Source organism: Streptomyces katrae (assembly GCF_002028425.1).
GTDB classification, from domain to species: Bacteria; Actinomycetota; Actinomycetes; order Streptomycetales; family Streptomycetaceae; genus Streptomyces; species Streptomyces katrae_A.
The window spans coordinates 2,346,950-2,362,792 of record NZ_CP020042.1; the positions used below are offsets into that span (position 1 = coordinate 2,346,950).

Here is a 15,843-nt window from a genome sequence, read left to right on the forward strand (position 1 = left end):
TGGGCCAGGATCGCGCCCGTGGTGGCACTGGTCGCGCTCTGCGCCGCCCAGTGGACCACCTCCACCGCGGAGCTCGGCTACTTCCTGGCGGCCCTGCCCGCCGTGGCCGCCTTCTCCTACGGGGCCGCCGGCACCGCCTTCTTCGCCGTCCTCGTCCTGGTCCTGCTCGGGGTGCCGGAGCTCGGCGTCGGGCACGCCCGCGGCGCCGACCTGGCCACCGTGGCCACAGTCGGCCTGCTGAGCGTGGTCATCGCCTGGGTCCGGCGGCGCCGCGACGCCCAGCTGGTCAGCGTCCGGACCGTCGCCGAGGCCGCCCAGCTGGCGGTTCTGCCGCCGGTCCCGGAGCGGGTGGGCGGGGTGAACTGCTCGGGGCTGTACCGGGCGGCCCAGCGGGGCACGCTCGTCGGCGGCGACCTGTACGACGTACGGGCCGGGCCGTTCGGGGTCCGGGCGGTGGTCGGGGACGTCCAGGGGCACGGGCTGGCCGCCGTCGGCACGGTGGCCTCGCTGCTCGGCGCGTTCCGGGAGGCGGTGCTGGACGACCCGGGGCTGGCGGCGGTCGCGGCCCGGCTGGACCGGCGGCTCGCGGCCGACGCGGCGGCGGACTCCGTGGCGCACCCGGAGCTGTTCGCCACGGCCGTGCTGCTGGAGTTCCCGCCGGGGCTGGACCTCGTGCGGATCGTGTCGTGCGGCCATCCGCCGGTGCTGCTGCTACGGGACTTCACGGTCACGGAGGTGGCCGCGGAGCCGGGGCCGCCGCTGGGCCTGGGCCTGTCGGGGCCGGCCGTCCCCGAGATCGCCGAACTGCCGCTGCTGCCGGGCGACCGGCTGCTCGCGCACACCGACGGGGTGACGGAGGCCCGCGACGCGAGCGGCTGCTTCTACCCGCTGGCCACCCGGGTCCCGGTCCTGGCGGGCGCCCCTGAGGGCCTCGTACCGGCGCTCTGGCAGGACCTCGCGGCCTTCAGCGGGGGCGGGCCGGGCGACGACGTGGCACTGCTGGTGCTGTCGCCCGATCGGCGGCTGTCCGGCAGAAGGGCGCGGCACTAAATTCAGGGGGCATGCACTGAGCGTTCTCGTCCCAGACCCAGGGGAGCCGCCATGCCCATGCCGATGCTGTTGATCCGGGGGACCTTCCGCGCGAAGGGGTTCGAGCCGGACGGCGACACCGTCAACTTCACCCCCGACGACGTGGCCGACTGGAAACTCGTCCCCGGCTCCAGACCCGTGGTACCGCGGGCGTTCGGCAACGCCCCGATCCGGCTCGAGGGCATCGACGCGCTGGAGACCCACTACGGCCTGGACGACTCCCCCTCGGGCGTGCAGCACCAGCCCCGGTCCCTGGCGCACCAGGCGGCGGACGCGCTGCTGACGGCGCTCGGCTTCACCTCCGTCGTCCGGGACGACCCCAAGCACCCCGAGAAGGTCACCGCCACCACCCCCGAGGTCGTGCACGGCTACATCCTCACGCGCGGGGCGGACATCTTCGGCCGGTGCGTCGCCCTCGTCGGCAAGGACTCCCAGCCGGCCCTCAACGGCTCCTTGGTGCAGGTCGACGAGCGCGCGCTGAAGAACACCGTCAACTACCAGCTGATCAAGGCCGGCCTGGCCTACCCGACCTACTACAGCGAGTTCCCCGAGCTCCTGCGCGCCTCCCTCACCGCCGCGGCCGCGGCAGCGGCAGCGGCGCCGGAACCGGGCAAGAGCATCTGGGAGAAGGACACGACCACCACCGGTACGAAGGTCACCGGACTGCAGTCCCTCACGGCCGACGACGGGGCGGTGATCCTCCCGAAGCTCTTCCGCAGGCTGAAGGACTACCTGGACCTGAGCCCGTCGGACCCCTCCCTGTCCTGCTTCCGCGCCTACCTGGCCGGGGCCTCGGACGACCAGTTCTACATCCAGGGGAAGCCGGAGGTCTTCAGCGGCATGCACCATGTCGTCGAGGTCACCGGCGACACCGTGAGGATGACCTGCGGGCCGACGGAGATTGTCTTCGTCGAGAAGTGAGCGGGGCGGACGGCCGGCCGGCAGGGCAGCCGGCCGGCCGTCGGCGCGCCTGTGCCTCAGCGGGCGTTCGCGACGATGAAGGCGCGGACCATCCGGCAGGTGAGGTTGGACGGCCGGTGGATCCCCACCCGGACGGCCATCGTCCGTATCTTGCGGTTGGTGGCGCGCTTGGCGTCGTACGTCCCCGTGTCGAGCAGGGAGATCGCCAGCCGCATGGCCTTCAGACGGCGGTTGTGGTTCTCGTACCACTCGCGGGGCAGCCCCGCCGGCAACGGCTTCTTCCTGGGCATCACAATGCTCGCGGCAGCGGCCATCTACAGCCTCCCAAACGGTAGTTGGCTTCCTGTCGTTCTCCCTCGATTTTACCGGGGGGCACTGACAAAAGCCCTGGCCGGACGGGACGCGCACGGGAGGCCGACGGGGATCTGGCTAGGCTTGCGGGCATGGAGATCTGGATCAATCCCGCCTGTTCGAAGTGCCGCAGCGCACTGACCCTGCTGGACGCGGAAGGCGCCGAGTACACCGTGCGCCGCTACCTGGAGGACGTGCCGTCCGAGGCCGAGATCCGCGAGGTGCTGGGCCGGCTCGGGCTGGAGCCGTGGGACATCACGCGCACCTCCGACCCCCTGGCGAAGGAGACCGGTGTACGGGACCTCCCGCGCGAGGAGACGGACGAGGCCCGCGCCCGCTGGATCGCCCACCTGGCCGCCCACCCGAAGCTGATCCAGCGCCCGATCATCACCGCCGAGGACGGCACGGCGCTCGTGGCCCGCTCGGAAGAGGCGGTCCGCGAGGCCCTGTCCCGCAAGGGGTAGGCGGGGCCGGTCAGGGGGCGAGGAGGCGGGCGACCTCGCCGGCCGCCGTCAGCGGCAGCGCGTGGTGCGAGACCCCGCGCAGCAGCCGGACCCGCGCCCCCGGCAGCGCACGCGTGGCGGCGGCCAGCGCCTGGAGTGAGTCGTGGCAGCGGGCACGCTCGGCGAAGAGGACGTCGAGGGCGAAGGGGGCGAGCCCCGTCAGGTCCGGCCGGGGGCCGGTGACGGGCCGGGCGGCGGGGAAGGCGGCCGTCTCGTCCTGGAGCCGCAGCCAGGCCGGGTCGAGCACGGCCCCGCCGGCCTCCCAGGCGAGGAAGGAGCGGATCCGCTCCGGGGTGGGCCGCACCAGCATGGGCAGGGACCGCAGTACGTAGCGGGGGCCCAGCCCGGTGAAGACCTGGGTGGGGTCGAGCAGCACGAGGCGGTCGAGCCGCCGGCGCGGGGCGTACCAGCCCGCGCGGCGGTCGGCGTAGTGGGCGGCGATCCAGGCCCCGTAGGAGTGTCCGGCGAGGGTGACCCGCCCCTCGGGCACGAGCCCGTCCAGGACCGCGTCCAGCCATACGGCCAGGTCCTCGGGCGTCCGCAGCCTCCGCCCGGGCTCCGGGACGCTCAGCCCCGGCTCCCCCATCAGGTCCACGGCGTGGACCCGCCGCTCCCGGGCGATCCCGGCGGCGACACAGGCACCCCACACGGTGGAGGTGGCCCCGCCGCCCGGGAGCAGCACCAGCGGGGGCGCGCCGACGGGACCGCAGCTGTTGACGCGGGTCACCCCGTAGGGCGTGGGGACCTCGACGGCCTCGACGGGGACGGGCCAGCGGCCGAGGGCCTCGTCGTAGGCGGCTCGGAAGGACGCCCGGACCACTTTCCCCACTCTGCTCCACCTCTCCATCTCTCGCTGGGCGATAATCTCGCTCAGCGAGGGATCCTAGACGGGAGGCGACGTGGACGACAACCACCTGGAACTGGTGCACCTGCTGCGGAAGGTGACGGTCGAATTCGGCCTGCGGCAGGCGGAGTTCGCCGCCGCCAACGGCATGCACCCGACGGACGTACGGGCCCTGATCTGCCTGCTGGACGCCGCCCGCGCCGCCGAACCGGCCACGGCGGGGCTCCTGGGCGCCCGCCTGGGCCTCAACTCGGCAGGCACGACGGCGGTGATCGACCGCCTGGAACGGCTGGGCCACGTGACCCGCACCCGCGACTCCGGCGACCGCCGCCGCGTCCTGCTGTCCGTCACCCCGCAGGCGGCCCGCCTGGGCCAGGACACCTTCGGCCCGGCGATCGAAACCCTGGCCGAGACCTCGGCCGCGTTCACCCCGACGGAACGCGAGGCGGTACGCCACTTCCTGACGACGGCTTACGCGGCGTTCGGTGGAGCCTGACGAGGCTCAAGCCGGACACTCGGCCCGTCGCGCTTGTTCGTGGCGGGTTGAGGCAGCAGCAAACCCTCGGCATCGTTCTCGTGACGCCGCCCGGGGCGCTGATGGACGACGAGCAAGTCGGCCTGGAGGCGACACCTCTTCGTCCCGTACTTGGGTGCCCCGCTGTTCGTCATCTGGTGCGGGTATCAGCCCCAGGCGGGCGGCGGACGCCGAGACAGGGGAGCGCGTAGCGATTTGATGCGCCCACCGGCCCCGGATGCCGATTCCGTCGTCGTCAGCTGCGGGCAGCAGCCCCAGGCGGTCGTCGGACGCTGGGACGGGAGGAGCGCGTAGCGATCTGTCGCGGATCGCGGCCCCGAATGGCATGGATGTCGGCCCGGATGCTTGGCGAGGCGGCCCCCGACCATCCCGCCTGGTCGCTGATCCCGCCGCATGGCCCATGAACATCCGTCCCGTTCCTTTGGGGGTTTCCCGGCAGTCTTCGGCATTTCGCGACGGGTCGTCCTGTCAAGGGTCGCCGCAGGCGATCGCGAAGCGACGCGACGAAGGAGCGCCCTTGACAGGGCGGCCCGACGCGGAAGGACGATGAGACTGACGGGAAACCCCCAACCCCTCTCTGAGACCGCCCAGCTGGGACCCGGATCATCCCCCATGCCGCCCCGGCTGTCCGGCCCCGCCACCGGCTGTCCGACCCCCGCCCCGGCTGTCCGGCGCCCCGCCCCCCGCTCTTCACCTCGCCCCCACCCGCCCGCCTCGTAGGGTGAGGGATACACCAAAAGGAACAAAAGTCATTAATCGCTACACGAGCCGAGCCCAGGGACCGCCATGACCGAAGAGCAGCATCTGCAGCCCGCCGCCGCGCCCCTCCCGCCACCCCGGCGGGGGGCCGACTGGATGTTCGGTGGGGTGTACGGGACCGTGCTGGCCAGTGGGTTGCTGGCCGCGCTCGATCGGAAGGGCGGGGAGTACACCCCCTTCTACGACGCCAGCTGGGTCCTCGTCACCGCCGCCACCGCCGGGCTCGCGCACGGGTATTCGCACCACATGACCACCCACCGGGCCGGCTCGGCGGCGCACCGGTGGCGGTTGCTGGCGCGGGCGCTGTGGAACGAGTGGCCGATGATCGCGGCCACGCTGCCCACCGTGCTCCTGCTGGTCCTGGCGGGGGTCGCGCACTGGGAGTCGTACGGGGTGACGGCCGTCGGGCTCGGGCTCAACACCGCGCTGCTCTTCGCCTGGGGTTCCTTCGTGGCGGTCCGGGTCGGCTACCGGCTCGCCTCGGCGTTGCTGATCGGCCTGGCCGACGCCACGATCGGCCTGGCCATCATCGTCGCCAACGCCCTCATCAAATAGCCCGCCTCAGACGGCCGGCCCCAGCTCCGCCTCGGCCTGCGCCAGGATCTCCGTGAGCCGGGCGCCGAACTCCGCCCCGCACGGGTCCGGGACGCCCGTGCGCGCGGCGGTGAGGACGGCGTCGAGGGCGCGCCCGTACGCGCCGGGGACGTCGCTCCAGTCGGGCAGCGCGAACACCCCCTCGGCCCCGCGCAGCTCCAGCCCCACTCCGGCCGCCGCGCGCGGCGAGCTCAGGCTGAGGACGGCCGTGCTGGCGGCCCCCGAGGCGTGCCGCAGGGCGAGCTGGACCAGGTCGGACGGGCCGCGGGCGGCGGTGACGGCGGTGACGTCGCCCAGGACCGGGATCAGGACGGACAGGGCGTGCGGGCCGACGTCCCACAGGCCGCCCTTGGCCTTGCGCCAGGGTGACTCGGCGTACGCGCTGGGCTCGCCGTCGGGCGGGTAGACGGCGCCGAGCCAGTGGGCGGAGGCGGTGAACCAGCCGCTGCGCTTGGCCTGTTCGAGGACCCACCCGGCGGTGGGCTCGGCGAAGCGGAGGGTCAGGAAGACGACGGAGGCGACGCCGTGCGCGGCGGCGGCGTCGGCGACGGCGCGGGCGTCCGCGACCGTCGTGGCGACGGGCTTGTCGAGCAGCAGGTGGCAGCCGGCGGCGGCCGCGCGCACCGCGAGCGGGGCCTGGACGTCCGGCGGCAGGGCGAAGGCCACCACGTCGCAGTCGGCGAACAGCGCGTCGGGGTCTTCGTACACCTTCACTCCGTACGCGCCCGCCAGCTCGGCCGCCGCTTCGGGGCGGCGGCCCCAGACGCCGGCGAAGTCGGAGCCGGTGTGGGCGGCGAGGGCGGGGGCGTGGGTGCGGCGGGCCCAGGGGCCGGTGCCGAGCAGGCCGACGCGGGGGCGGGGGCGGCCGGGGGCCCGCTCGGAGCCCTCGCCGGAAGAGTTGAAATCGTACGAAATGCTCACCTGCTCAGTCTGCCCCACTCGGACGGGTGCGCGGCCGGCGACCCGCGCACACCACCCCACCTGCGGCGTAAACCCCGGTAACAAGGGATTCACACACGGGCAACGGACGAGAAATCGCCGAGGGGGACGCTTTCGGCCAAGACCGCAGCACCCGCGCAGCACCCGCAGAGTCAGGATGGATGGGCCCGTGAGCTACAAGGCTGAGTACATCTGGATCGACGGCACCGAGCCGACGGCGAAGCTCCGCTCCAAGACGAAGATCCTCGCGGACGGCGCCGGGCTGCCCGTCTGGGGCTTCGACGGCTCCAGCACGAACCAGGCGGAGGGGCACGCCTCCGACCGCGTGCTCCAGCCCGTGTTCTCCTGCCCGGACCCGATCCGCGGCGGCAAGAACATCCTCGTGCTGTGCGAGGTACTGAACATCGACATGACCCCGCACGAGTCGAACACCCGCGCGCTGCTGCGTCCGGTCGCCGAGAAGTTCGCCGCGCAGGAGCCGGTCTTCGGCATCGAGCAGGAGTACACCTTCTTCGACGGCGCCCGCCCGCTCGGCTTCCCGGTCGGCGGCTTCCCGGCGGCGCAGGGCGGCTACTACTGCGGTGTCGGCGCGGACGAGATCTTCGGCCGCGAGATCGTCGAGAAGCACCTGGACCACTGCCTCGCCGCCGGTCTGGAGATCTCCGGCATCAACGCGGAGGTCATGCCCGGGCAGTGGGAGTTCCAGGTCGGTCCGGTGGGCCCGCTGGAGGTCTCGGACCAGCTCTGGATCGCGCGCTGGCTGCTGTACCGCACGGCCGAGGAGTTCAACGTGTCGGCGACGCTGAACCCGAAGCCGGTGAAGGGCGACTGGAACGGCGCGGGCGCGCACACCAACTTCTCCACGAAGGCGATGCGCGAGGACTACCGCGCGATCATCTCGGCGTGCGAGGCGCTGGGCGAGGGCAGCAAGCCGCTGGACCACGTCAAGAACTACGGCGCGGGCATCGACGAGCGCCTGACGGGGCTGCACGAGACCGCTCCCTGGAACGAGTTCAGCTACGGCGTCTCGGACCGCGGCGCGTCGGTCCGCATCCCGTGGCAGGTGGAGAAGGAGGGCAAGGGGTACATCGAGGACCGCCGTCCCAACGCGAACGTGGACCCGTACGTGGTGACCCGGCTGATCGTGGACACCTGCTGCACCGGTCTGGAGCGGGACGGACTGGTCTGACCCCCTGCCCGTGCGCGTGGGACGGATCCGCCCACGATGCGATACGCGGGATCGGACCCGACGGACGGAAGCGACTTTCCTCTTGACGGTTTGTCGGGATTGTGACGACCTGACGAAGACTTAACGACGGAATATGAGATTCCGATCCAGTAAGTGAGACGCAACCTGCCTCGGGGCCGCGGTTTCTGCTTCAATGACGCCCATGGCCAGCCATCCGTACACCCCGACAGGTCGCAGCGACCTGGAGCCGTTCTGGCCGTCCCGTCAGGACCACGACTTCGACCGGGTGTGTTGCCGCGCCGAGAACGCGCCGGCCCTCTAAAGCCTTCCGGGACCTCTCACCAGACCCGCCCGAGGCCTTCGGTCTGCGCGGTACGCAACGACTACGTGCACACGCACACGTGCTCATGCACACGTACGTCTTCTGCCGACCACTCCGCGTGAAAGAGCTGACCACTCATGGCTAACACCCGCTCCATCGCTTCTGCCGCCTCCGCTGCGACCTCCGCTCCCCTGCCCTTCCCGCCGTTCCCCGCGGCCGGTCCGCGCCATCGCCTGCGGGCCGTGGACCGGGACGAGGTGGCCCGGGTGGTGGACCTGCTCCCGCCGGGCGCCACCTGGCTTCCCGCACCCCAGCACGCCGTGCCCACGCTGCCGGGCCAGCCGCCGATGGTCGGCTACCTGGTCCTGGTACCGGCCGACCAGCAGCCGATCGCCTTCGCCCCGCACTCCGTCCCGGTCTCGGTACCGGTGCAGGGACCGGGGGCCGGTGCCGTGGCGCCCGTCCAGCCTGCGCCGCAGCCCTCGACCACGACCGGAGACGCGCTGGTGCGGATCGACGCCGCGCAGCGCACGGCCGAGGTGGACGGCGAGCTGCTCGACCTCACCTACCTGGAGTTCGAGCTGCTCGCCCACCTGGTGGCCCACCCGCACCGGGTGCACAGCCGGGACCAGCTGGTGACCACGGTCTGGGGCTACGGCCACGTCGGCGACGGCCGGACGGTCGACGTCCACATCGCCCGCCTGCGGCGCAAGCTGGGCGCGGCGCACCGGGGCGCGATCCAGACCGTCCGCCGCGTGGGGTACAAGTACACGCCGTGACGCCGGGACGGCACGGCTCGGGATGGTGGTGGGCCCGTACGCGCCGGGGCGGGTACGGGCCCACCGTCCTCCCCGTTACGCGGCCTTCGGCGCCCGCCTGCGGGTGGCGAAGCCGAGGGCCCCGTCCACCACGAGGAACGCCAGCAGGCTGAGGCCCAGCAGCGGAACGAACCAGCCCACCACCACGGTCACGGCGGCGAACGGCAGCAGCACCGTCACCGGGAGCCTGCGCCAGGCCCCGCGCGGCTGGGCGCGGCCGACGGAGAGCGCGCGGTCCTTGGTGGGCCGGCGCATCCACCACATCCGGTAGCCCCAGACGATCAGGAACATCACCGCGACGGCGAGCGCGGCGAGCGCGAGCTGGTTGGCGATCCCGAAGGTCAGACCCATGTGCAGGTCGATCCCGAACCGGGTCAGCTGCGCGAGCAGCGGGTAGTCCGCGAAGCGGAGCTCGTCCATGATCCGGCCGTCGGCGGGGTCGACGGCGACCGAGTCCAGGTGCACGGGCAGGGTCTTGTCGGCCTCCTTGACCACGTAGCCCTTGCCCTTGGCGGGCAGGGTGACGCGCAGGCTCTCGGTGACCCCGGCGGCGCGGGCGGCGGCGACGGCCTTGTCGACGCCGATGTCGGTGGCGGGCATCGGCATGGTCATCTCGGTGCCGTCGGGCATGATGTGCCCGGCGTGCTCGCCGCCGCCGTCAGAGGCGCCGGCGCCCGGGTCAAGGGTGGCGGAGAGGGCGAGGGTGGCCCCGCCGAGCCGGTCCTGGAGCTGCCCGATGTTCTCCCCGGCGTACTTCGACCAGGTCAGACCGGTCGCGGAGAGGCCGACGAGGCCCACGGCGGCCCAGAGGCCGATACTGCCGTGCCAGGAGAGGGTCTTGCGGCGGCCGGTGGCCTTCCGGTCGGGTACGACGAGCAGGGCCTTGCGGCTGCGGCGCCGGCCGATCCACAGGGCGAGACCGCCGAGGGCGACGATCCAGAGCCAGCTGGCCGCGAGTTCGCTGTAGTTCCGGCCGAACTCCCCGAGCTGGAGGCTGGCGTGGAACTCGCTGAGCCAGGCCCGCAGGGGCAGCGCGTCACCGCTGGTGGTGAGCTGCCCGCGGACCTCGGCGGTGTAGGGGTCGACGAAGACGGTGCGGGTCTCGCCCTCCGCCAGGCCCGGGGCCTCCATGATCACGCGGGTGGTGGCGTCGGCCTCGGGCGCGGGCCACACGCCGACGACCTTGCCCTGGGGCTCGGCGGCCTTGGCGGCCTTCACCTGGGTACTGAGCGGGACGGCGGCCTCGCCGACCCGGTCGACGGTCAGCTCGTGGGAGTAGAGGATCCGCTCGGCCTGCCAGGACCCGGCGTAGAGCAGGCCGGTGGCGGCGGCGAGGAAGAGGACGGGGGCTATGAGCAGCCCGGCGTAGAAGTGCACGCGCAGGAGCAGCGGCCGCAGGGCGGCCCACCCCTTGGCTCCGCCGGTTCCGGGGGCGGGTGCGGATCCCGACGCGGGCGCGGTGTCGGGCGGTGTGGACGCGGATCCGGACTCAGAGGCAGGCGCGGGCGCGGACGCGGGCGCGGGCTCGGGGGCGGACGCGGACTCAGGCGCGGACGCGGACGCGGACGCGGACTCAGGCTCGGGGGCGGACGCGGACTCAGGCGCGGACGCGGACGCGGACGCGGACTCAGGCTCGGGGGCGGACGCGGACTCAGGCGCGGACGCGGACGCGGACGCGGACTCAGGCTCGGGGGCGGACGCGGACTCAGGCGCGGACGCGGACGCGGGCTCGGACGCGGGCTCGGACGCGGGCTCGGACGCGGGCTCGGACGCGGGCTCGGACGCGGGGGTGGGCGCGGGCGCCGGGCCGGACGCGGGGGTGGGTGCGGGCGCCGGGCCGGACGCGGGGGTGGGTGCGGGCGCGGGGGTGGAGTCGGGCGTGGGGGCGGGCTCGGGGGCCCGCCTGGGGGCGTCCGTGAGGTCGTCAAGGGACATGTCGGTCCTAGGGTTCGGCGAAACAGGGGATCGGCCCCCGGGTCTCGCCACCCCCTCGCGGACGGAGGTGCGCCGGTCAGGCGGCGCGGGCAGGCAGCGGCCGGAGGGCCGTGGTGCGGGTGTCTCGCCGACGGGGCGGGCCCCGGCGGACGGCCGTATGGGCGTGCACGGCCCCGCGCAGGCGGCGCGGTGGCCGCTCGTACGAGGGGCGCTGCGCGGGCGGACCCGGCACCGGGGCGGGCCGGGTGCGGAGCAGCGCGAGGACCCGGGCGAGCGGCCGGGCGGCCAGCAGGGCGGTGGCCCCGAGGGCCCCGGCCAGCCGGAACACGGCGGCCTCGCCCCAGACGAGCCAGAGGGCGCAGAACAGCCCGGCCAGCAGGTGCGCGGCGACCATGCCGAAGCCACCGTGGCCGGCCATCCCGAGCAGATGGCCGAGCCCGGCCGACATGCCGTCGGCCGTACCTGTGGCGGAGGCCATGCCGTCGGCCATCCCGGTGGCGGAAGCCAGCCCGTCCGCCATACCGGTGGCCGAGGCCATCCCGTCCGCCATACCGGAGCCGGAGCCCATCCCCGTGGCATGGGCCATGCCGGAGTGGGCCATACCGGTGGCGGCGTGGGCCAGGCCGGCGGGGTCGGCCAGAGCGGCCGGGTCGGCCAGGCCGGCCGAGTGGGCCAGGGCAGCCGGGTCGTGCAGTCCGGCCGGGTCGGCCAGGGCGGCCGGGTCGGCCAGGCCGGCCGAGTGGGCCAGGGCGGCCGGGTCGTGCAGTCCGGCCGAGTGGGTCGCCCCGGCGGCATCGGCCAGCCCGGAAGCATGGGCCGCCCCGGCGTCAGCCGGCCCCGGGGCGTGGCCGAGCCCGGTGCCGGCGGCATCCGCGGCGTGGGCCGGGCCGCTGGCGGCGCCCTCCCCGGCACGGGCCGTCCCGGACCCGGCGGCGCCCGCCGAGTGGCCCCCACCCGCGGCGTCCGCCCGGCCCGTGCCGCCGGCCGGCATCGGCATCGGCATCGAGTGGTGGTGGCCCGCCATCGGGGCGGAGCCATGGGCGTGGCCCTGGCCCGCCGAGAAGGCGACGTGCAGGGCCCCCTGGACCGCCAGCAGGGCCGTCGTGATGCCCAGCGGGCCGCAGCGGCGGCCCGCGGCCGTCCACGCGAGGGCGGCCGTGACGGCGAAGGCTCCCAGGAGCCAGGGCAGGGGGACGTCCGTACCCGACATGTGGGCGTGCCCCACGGCGGCCAGCGCCACGCACACCGCCGCGAACATCGCGGCGCGCGGGGCGCGCATCGGCACGCGGGGGCGGGATTCAGACATGTCCCGGTCATGCTCTCACGGGGCCCGCCGCCGTACGCGCCGGGCCCGTATCCGATCATGAACGGGTGAATCCACTGCCATGGTCATGGTCCGCGCTCCCCCTGGGGCCGCTGGGCGCGCTCTACACCGGCGGGGTCCAGCTCGGGGCCCACGCGCTGGAGCGGCTGGCTCCGGCGGAGCGGGAGCGGATGCTGCGCGACTGCTCGACCAACGTCGACAACCTCGACCGCGGCCGCTGGGAGACCTTGCTGAGCAGCGCGCTCGTCGTCGAGGAGCCGATGCCGCTGCCGTACGCGCTGCTGCTGGTCGCGGTGCTGGGCTACGCGGAGTACGCGTACGGGGCCTGGTGGACGGCCGCGGTCTTCCTCTTCGGGCACGCCTCGGCGACGCTCCTCGTCTACGGGGTGCTGCGCCGTACGGCCGACCGCGACACCCGCCGGGCCGTGGACGTCGGCACGAGCTACGGGTTCAACGCCGTGCTCGGCGCGCTGACCTCGGCGCTGCCGCGCGGGGCGGTGCGCACGACGGCCCGGGCCGGGCTGCTGGCCCTCGCGGTGCGGCCGGTGCTGCGGCGGGAGCGGACCTTCACCGACGCCGGGCACCTCGTGGCGCTGGGCCTCGGCCTCGGGGTCTCGTTCGCCGTCGATTATCTTTCCGGGTCGAACCATCGGAAAATCGCTCATATATGAGCAAGGGACGCGACGGCGGCCGCCACCGCCCCGCGACCCGCAGAACCCGCAGAACCCGCAGAACCCGCATCACTCGCACGACACGCCCGACACGAGTCACCTCACCCCGCGCGGCCGGTTCTTCCCGCCCCGTGCGCACGACGCTGGAGCCGCCACGATGACCGCCACGACCTCCACCACCGTCGCCAACCTCCGCGACCTCGGTGGTACCCCGCTCGCCGGCGGCCGCACCGTCCGCTCGGGCCTCGTCCTGCGCTCGGCGGCCCTCGACCGGCTCGACCTCGACGCCGACCCGGCGATGGCCGCGCTGGGCCTGCGCACGGTCATCGACCTGCGCAGCGACGCCGAGCGGGCCGACCGCCCGGACCGGATACCGCAGGGTGCCCGGCTGCTCGTGCGCGACGTCCTGGCGGACAAGATCAGCGAGGCGCGGATGCCCGCCGCCGCGCAGCTCAAGGACCTGCTGGCGGACCCGGTGGTGGCCGAGGAGCACCTGGGCGACGGCAAGGCGCGGGCCCTGTTCGGCTCGGTTTACCGGTCCTTCGTCACCACCGCCTCCGCGCACGCCGCGTACCACACGCTGCTGACCGAGGCCGCCGACCCGCAGGCGGGTCCGCTGCTGTTCCACTGCACGGCCGGCAAGGACCGTACGGGCTGGGGCGCGACGGTGCTGCTGTCGGTGCTCGGGGCGGACGACGAGACCCTGATGGCCGAGTACCTGTCGGTGAATCCGGCGGTGAAGGCGGCGTTCGCCCCGATGATCGAGGGCTTCACCGCCGCCGGCGGGGACCCGGACATCGCGCTGGCGCTGATCGGGGTGTTCCCCTCGTACCTGGAGGCGGGCCTGGACGAGCTCTACCTGCGCTTCGGGTCGATGGAGAAGTACGTGCGCGAGGGCCTGAAGGTGCCGGACGAGACGGTCGCGGCGCTGCGCGCGCGACTCGTCGTGTGACCGGCCCGGCGTCACGCCCGGCGGGCCGGGTTCATCCGAACGTGTGCGCCGCTGCGGGTGACCGTCCCGCGATTCGCTCGTTCTGCTGAACGTGACTGCGCCGGATACCGCCACCCGCTCCCTGCCCCCCGACGTCGAGCAGGCCGAGGCCGCCATCGTCGAGCACTACCCGCGGCTGGTGCGGCTCGCCTACCTGGTGCTGCCGCCCTCCCTCGGCCGCAACCGGCGGGTGCTCACCGCCCACTCGCTGGCCCAGCGCGCACTGCCGCGCGGGCGGCGGGCCTCCAATGCGGAGGCGGCGGTGCAGGGCGGGGTGCCGGCGCAGCGGGGCGGGCTGGGCGGGCCCGAGTCGGGGTACGCGTACGTACGGCTGCGCGTGCTGCGGTCGGCCCTGGAGGCGGGGGTCCCGCTGACCTTCCGGGCGCTCCCGCTGCGCGGGCAGCTGCCGGCGCTGCTCCCGCAGGTGTGGGGGCTGCGGCTGTTCCCGCGCGCGGGCGGGGCCGAGGAGCTGGCCCTGGACCAGTGGCTGGCCACCCTGAACGGCCCCGGCCGGGCGGCCTGCGTCCTGCGGGCGCTGGAGGGGCTGGCGGAGCCGGACGTGCTGCGGGTGCTCGCCGAGGCCGGAGTGGCCGACCCGGCGGCGGCCGTGGCGGAGTCCGGGGACCCGGCGCACGACGCCCTGTTCGCCTCCCCCGAGTTCGACCCCTGCGTGCTCCAGGCCCGGCCCACCGACCTGCTGCGCCGCCGCCGCTTCGCACGGGCGGCCCTGGCCGGGGCGGCCGCCCTCGCGGTGTGCGGGGCGCTGCTGGCGCTGCCGGGCGGCGGCTGGGGGGCGGACGGGCCCGCCGCGCCGCTGTACGCGCAGAACGCGGTGGCGCAGCAGGCCCTGGACCCGGGGCAGCTGGTGCGGGTCGCGGCCACGGCGTGGCGCACCTCCTCCCGTGGGGACTACTCCGTCTGGCCGGCGCGCGGCGACCGGGCCACGGACACCGAGCTGCTGCGGCGGGCGCTGGCCGTGTGGGCCCGCCCGGGCAAGGCGGTGGTGGTCTCGGCCACTCCCGGCACCCCGTCGGGGCCGCCGATGGGGCCGCCGCAGCTGCTGTTCGCGGGGACCGTCGACCAGGCGGTGGTGGTGTTGCTGTACGACGGGCTGCGCGTGGTGCGGTACGCCGAGCCGCGCAACGGGACGGCGGGTGCGGCCCTGGACTTCGCGCGGACCGACGGGGCGACGGCGGACACCGCGACCGCCCTGGTGCTCAGCCGGGTCGACGGCAACGTCCGCTACCTGACGGCCCCCTGGGTCACCGGCGCCGCCGTACGGGACCTGCTGAAGCCCGGTGACCGGCCGACCGCGCTGAAGCTCACCCCGGACGGGCTGACCCCGCCGGTGCTGGGTCCGGCGGCGAACGGCGAGTGCACGAGCTGGAACGCGCTGGCCCTGACGGGTGACGGGGCCACCCGGCTGGTCACCGACCTGGGCGAGCTGACCCCGGCCCGGCTGACCTCGGGCGCGCCGGGTGCCGCGCGGGACGTGACGGAGGCGGCGGAGCTGGGCGAGTGGTCGAAGACGGCGTGCCTGCTGCCGTCGGTGCGCTCGCACGGGGTGCGGTCCGTGAACGCGTGGACGTACGCGAAGCAGCCGTTGCCGGAGGGCGACGGGGCTGCGACCTGGCTGTGCAGCCGGGCGGAGACCTGGCAGGGGGCGGCGGACCGGGTGCAGGTGCAGTTCCTGGCGCCGGGGGCGGCGCTGGCCGCGCAGGCGGCCAAGGCGGAGGGCTCCCCGGCGTGCGGTACGCGGGAGCCGAGGGTGCTGGCCGGGGTGCTGTGGAAGTCCCGGGCGGGGCAGTGGTACGTCCTGGCGGCGGGCAGTGCGCAGTTCACGTCCCTGACGGCGACGGGCAGCGGGGTGAACGGCAGCGCGAACGGGAACCGGCTGGCGGTGAAGGCGCCGGAGGGGGCGCAGGTGGACCTTTCGGGGAAGCTGACGGACGGGAGCACGGCCGGGGCGCTCCGCTAGGCCGGGCCGCTGCGCGGGGCCGCTCCCCTACCCACCCTTCCTCCGTTCCCCGGGGGCTCCGCCCCCGGACCCCCGCGCCT

Annotated in this window: 15 protein-coding genes; 10 read left to right on the forward strand and 5 right to left on the reverse strand. The window is 74.6% G+C overall.

Annotated elements, in window-relative coordinates; translation table 11 throughout:
- Positions 1-18 precede the first annotated feature (18 nt).
- Positions 19-1,050, forward strand: a complete 1,032-nt coding sequence (locus tag B4U46_RS10675; protein ID WP_237292774.1) for a PP2C family protein-serine/threonine phosphatase — start codon at positions 19-21, stop codon at positions 1,048-1,050.
- A gap of 57 nt (positions 1,051-1,107) precedes the next feature.
- Positions 1,108-2,010, forward strand: a complete 903-nt coding sequence (locus tag B4U46_RS10680) for a hypothetical protein (protein ID WP_079431678.1) — start codon at positions 1,108-1,110, stop codon at positions 2,008-2,010.
- Between the two features lie 56 nt (positions 2,011-2,066).
- Here B4U46_RS10680 and B4U46_RS10685 read toward each other — a convergent pair whose 3' ends face one another.
- Positions 2,067-2,324: a hypothetical protein gene (locus B4U46_RS10685; RefSeq protein ID WP_079426366.1), complete on the reverse strand. Its 258-nt coding sequence runs from the start codon at positions 2,322-2,324 to the stop codon at positions 2,067-2,069.
- 129 nt (positions 2,325-2,453) lie between these two features.
- Between B4U46_RS10685 and B4U46_RS10690 the strand changes: the two genes are divergently transcribed.
- Positions 2,454-2,825, forward strand: a complete 372-nt coding sequence (locus B4U46_RS10690) for an ArsC/Spx/MgsR family protein (protein ID WP_079426368.1) — start codon at positions 2,454-2,456, stop codon at positions 2,823-2,825.
- A 10-nt stretch (positions 2,826-2,835) separates the two neighbouring features.
- Here the strand turns inward: B4U46_RS10690 and B4U46_RS10695 are convergent, their stop codons facing one another.
- Entirely contained in the window at positions 2,836-3,693 is an 858-nt protein-coding gene (locus tag B4U46_RS10695) for an alpha/beta fold hydrolase (RefSeq protein WP_237292776.1), read from the reverse strand.
- 70 nt (positions 3,694-3,763) lie between these two features.
- On the opposite strand from B4U46_RS10695, the gene B4U46_RS10700 reads away from it, so the two are divergent.
- Together B4U46_RS10700 and B4U46_RS10705 are read left to right on the forward strand one after the other, a co-directional pair.
- Positions 3,764-4,204 (forward strand): MarR family winged helix-turn-helix transcriptional regulator, encoded by a 441-nt coding sequence (locus B4U46_RS10700; protein ID WP_237292778.1) that lies wholly within the window; start codon positions 3,764-3,766, stop codon positions 4,202-4,204.
- Positions 4,205-5,029: 825 nt separating this feature from the next.
- Positions 5,030-5,557, forward strand: coding sequence for a hypothetical protein (locus tag B4U46_RS10705; protein ID WP_237292786.1), 528 nt, complete (start codon positions 5,030-5,032; stop codon positions 5,555-5,557).
- A 6-nt stretch (positions 5,558-5,563) separates the two neighbouring features.
- Here the strand turns inward: B4U46_RS10705 and B4U46_RS10710 are convergent, their stop codons facing one another.
- Positions 5,564-6,511 (reverse strand): Gfo/Idh/MocA family protein, encoded by a 948-nt coding sequence (locus tag B4U46_RS10710; protein WP_079431681.1) that lies wholly within the window; start codon positions 6,509-6,511, stop codon positions 5,564-5,566.
- Positions 6,512-6,704: 193 nt separating this feature from the next.
- On the opposite strand from B4U46_RS10710, the gene glnII reads away from it, so the two are divergent.
- Positions 6,705-7,724 carry a glutamine synthetase gene (glnII, locus tag B4U46_RS10715; RefSeq protein WP_079426372.1) on the forward strand — a complete coding sequence of 340 codons (1,020 nt, stop codon included), beginning with the start codon at positions 6,705-6,707 and terminating at the stop codon, positions 7,722-7,724.
- Positions 7,725-8,183: 459 nt separating this feature from the next.
- Positions 8,184-8,825, forward strand: a complete 642-nt coding sequence (locus tag B4U46_RS10720; protein ID WP_079426374.1) for a winged helix-turn-helix domain-containing protein — start codon at positions 8,184-8,186, stop codon at positions 8,823-8,825.
- Between the two features lie 75 nt (positions 8,826-8,900).
- Here B4U46_RS10720 and B4U46_RS10725 read toward each other — a convergent pair whose 3' ends face one another.
- Both B4U46_RS10725 and B4U46_RS38960 read right to left on the reverse strand, forming a co-directional pair.
- Positions 8,901-10,241 (reverse strand): PepSY-associated TM helix domain-containing protein, encoded by a 1,341-nt coding sequence (locus B4U46_RS10725; protein ID WP_420543155.1) that lies wholly within the window; start codon positions 10,239-10,241, stop codon positions 8,901-8,903.
- Positions 10,242-10,875: 634 nt separating this feature from the next.
- The gene (locus B4U46_RS38960) at positions 10,876-12,105 is read right to left on the reverse strand and encodes a hypothetical protein (RefSeq protein ID WP_123995620.1); all 1,230 of its coding nucleotides are present in this window, start codon (positions 12,103-12,105) and stop codon (positions 10,876-10,878) included.
- Between the two features lie 65 nt (positions 12,106-12,170).
- On the opposite strand from B4U46_RS38960, the gene B4U46_RS10735 reads away from it, so the two are divergent.
- The 3 genes from B4U46_RS10735 to B4U46_RS10745 all read left to right on the forward strand — a co-directional run bounded on the left by B4U46_RS10735 (position 12,171) and on the right by B4U46_RS10745 (position 15,763).
- A complete protein-coding gene (locus B4U46_RS10735; RefSeq protein WP_237292788.1) occupies positions 12,171-12,794 on the forward strand; it encodes a rhomboid-like protein in 624 nt (207 codons plus the stop codon).
- A gap of 157 nt (positions 12,795-12,951) precedes the next feature.
- Positions 12,952-13,746 carry a tyrosine-protein phosphatase gene (locus B4U46_RS10740; protein ID WP_079426378.1) on the forward strand — a complete coding sequence of 265 codons (795 nt, stop codon included), beginning with the start codon at positions 12,952-12,954 and terminating at the stop codon, positions 13,744-13,746.
- Between the two features lie 91 nt (positions 13,747-13,837).
- Positions 13,838-15,763, forward strand: coding sequence for a hypothetical protein (locus tag B4U46_RS10745; protein WP_199848330.1), 1,926 nt, complete (start codon positions 13,838-13,840; stop codon positions 15,761-15,763).
- Positions 15,764-15,843: the final 80 nt, after the last annotated feature.

Bases quoted from the DNA above. Each gene is read 5' to 3' on its own strand.
- B4U46_RS10720 (WP_079426374.1), top strand. From the start codon at position 8,184: ATGGCTAACACCCGCTCCATCGCTTCTGCCGCCTCCGCTGCGACCTCC.
- B4U46_RS10690 (WP_079426368.1), top strand. From the start codon at position 2,454: ATGGAGATCTGGATCAATCCCGCCTGTTCGAAGTGCCGCAGCGCACTG.
- B4U46_RS10685 (WP_079426366.1), bottom strand. From the start codon at position 2,324: ATGGCCGCTGCCGCGAGCATTGTGATGCCCAGGAAGAAGCCGTTGCCG.
- B4U46_RS10740 (WP_079426378.1), top strand. From the start codon at position 12,952: ATGACCGCCACGACCTCCACCACCGTCGCCAACCTCCGCGACCTCGGT.
- B4U46_RS38960 (WP_123995620.1), bottom strand. From the start codon at position 12,105: ATGTCTGAATCCCGCCCCCGCGTGCCGATGCGCGCCCCGCGCGCCGCG.
- B4U46_RS10680 (WP_079431678.1), top strand. From the start codon at position 1,108: ATGCCGATGCTGTTGATCCGGGGGACCTTCCGCGCGAAGGGGTTCGAG.
- B4U46_RS10705 (WP_237292786.1), top strand. From the start codon at position 5,030: ATGACCGAAGAGCAGCATCTGCAGCCCGCCGCCGCGCCCCTCCCGCCA.